Below are 2,102 nucleotides of genomic sequence, written 5' to 3'. Positions count from 1 at the left end.
GCGGCTCCTCTCCAACGTCGTCGAGGCGGGGACCCCCGCCGGGGGCGAGGACGACTTCGTGGAGATCGAGCGGATCGGCGAGATCCCGAGCTTCGACTTCGAGCCGAGGGACCACCTCGAGCTCGGGGAGAGTCTGGGGCTGCTGGACATGGAACGCGGCGCCAAGGTCTCGGGCGCGCGCTTCTACTTCCTCACCGGCTACGGCGCACTCCTGCAGCTGGGCATGCTGCAGTTGGCCGCGCAGAAGGCCACCGCCAACGGCTTCACACTCATGATCCCGCCCGTTCTGGTGCGCCCCGAGATCATGCAGGGCACCGGGTTCCTCGGCGCCCACGCCGACGAGATCTACCGGCTCGAGGCCGACGACCTCTACCTGGTGGGCACCTCCGAGGTCGCGCTCGCCGGCTACCACCAGGGCGAGATCCTGGACCTGTCGGCCGGACCCAAGCGGTACGTCGGCTGGTCCTCGTGCTTCCGGCGTGAGGCCGGCAGCCACGGCAAGGACACCCGCGGCATCATCCGCGTGCACCAGTTCGACAAGGTCGAGATGTTCTCCTGGTGCAAGCCGGAGGAGGCCCACGCCGAGCACCTGCGCCTCCTGGGCTTCGAGAAGGAGATGCTGCAGGCCATGGGGCTGCCGTTCCGCGTGATCGACATCGCCGGTGGGGACCTGGGGTCGTCGGCCGCCCGCAAGTACGACTGCGAGGCGTGGGTCCCGACCCAGGGTGCCTACCGGGAGCTCACGTCCACGTCCAACTGCACGACGTTCCAGGCCCGCCGGCTGGGGGTGCGCTACCGGGACGAGGGGGGAAAGCCCCAGACGGCCGCCACCCTCAACGGCACGCTGGCCACCACGCGCTGGCTCGTGGCGATCCTGGAGAACCACCAGCAGGCGGACGGTTCCGTGGTCGTGCCCGAGGCGCTGCGGCCGTTCGTCGGCAAGGACGTGCTCGAGCCGCCCCGCTGACCGGATCGGCTCAGGGCCGGAAGAGCATCATCACGCCGCTCGCGCTGGCGCAGGTCCGACCGTCGGTGTCGAGGACCTTGGCCTGCACGACGCACGTCGACCGGCCCACGTGCTCGACCTCGGCATGGATCGTCGCGGGGGTCTTCTCCAACCTGAGCGCGCGGATGTACCGGACGGTCAGGTCGAGCGTGCTGTAGCCCACGCCCTCGTCGACGACGGTCGCGGTGGCGTAGCCCAGGGCGGAGTCGACCCACCCCGAGACGATCCCGCCGTGCACGGTCCCCCCGTTGTTCAGGGCCCACTCCCCGGGTGTGGCGGTCATGGCGACCACGCGATCGGACGCCGAGGTCAGTGCCAGGCCGAGGGTGTGCGCGCCGGGGGAGAGGTGGCGCTCGCCGTCGACGATCCCCCGCAGGGCGTCCAGCCCCGCGTGCGGGCTGCGCTCGGACTCGCTCGGCAGCGGCGGCCACGAATAGTGGCGACTGCGCGCCGCGGGGTCGACCGAATCGAAGGGCTCGTCGTCATCCACCCCGCCGAACCTACCGGCAGCGGATCACGCCGCCCGGGGTGGGCCGCTACGCTGGGGGCCGTGGAGCTGCTCTATACGGGGATCATCGGGTTCGCCCGGACACTGTTCAAAGTCCAGGGACTGGACATCACGATGCGCGGCGAGCGCAACTTCCCCGAGGTCGGCGGGGCCGTGGTGGTGATGAACCACACCGGGTACCTCGACTTCGTCTACGGCGGCATCCCGGCGCGCCTGCACAAGCGGTTCATCCGCTACATGGCCAAGGTCGAGGTGTTCGACCACAAGGTCTCCGGGCCGATCATGCGGGAGCTCAAGCACATCCCGGTCGACCGCACGGCGGGTAAGGCGTCGTTCGACGAGGCGGTGGACCGGCTCAAGGCCGGAGAGCTGGTGGGCGTGTTCCCCGAGGCCACCATCAGTCGCAGTTTCGAGGTCAAGGGCTTCAAGTCCGGTGCGGTGCGGATGGCGCTCGCCGCCGACGTCCCGATCATCACGGTGACCCTGTGGGGCTCGCAGCGGGTGTGGACCAAGGGCCTGCCCAAGAAGCTGCTGCGCCCGAAGGTGCCGATCATGATGGAGGTCGGCGAGCCGACGCCGGCGTACGAG

Annotated in this window: 3 protein-coding genes; 2 read left to right on the top strand and 1 reads right to left on the bottom strand. The window is 70.0% G+C overall.

Going from position 1 to position 2,102, the window contains the following annotated elements; genetic code table 11:
- A partial coding sequence (serS, locus tag G6018_RS07825) for a serine--tRNA ligase (protein WP_182639314.1) occupies positions 1–967 on the top strand: 967 nt, incomplete at its 5' end.
- A gap of 10 nt (positions 968–977) precedes the next feature.
- Here the strand turns inward: serS and G6018_RS17360 are convergent.
- On the bottom strand, positions 978–1,496 hold the full coding sequence (locus G6018_RS17360) for a PaaI family thioesterase (protein ID WP_179524224.1): 519 nt from the start codon (positions 1,494–1,496) through the stop codon (positions 978–980).
- Positions 1,497–1,556: 60 nt separating this feature from the next.
- On the opposite strand from G6018_RS17360, the gene G6018_RS07815 reads away from it, so the two are divergent.
- Positions 1,557–2,102: 1-acyl-sn-glycerol-3-phosphate acyltransferase (locus G6018_RS07815; protein WP_182639313.1), on the top strand; the 546-nt coding region annotated here is incomplete at its 3' end.

It is taken from the genome of Dietzia sp. DQ11-44, from assembly GCF_014145205.1.
GTDB lineage: Bacteria > Actinomycetota > Actinomycetes > Mycobacteriales > Mycobacteriaceae > Dietzia > Dietzia natronolimnaea.
This window is presented reverse-complemented; position numbering and strand designations above follow the sequence as displayed.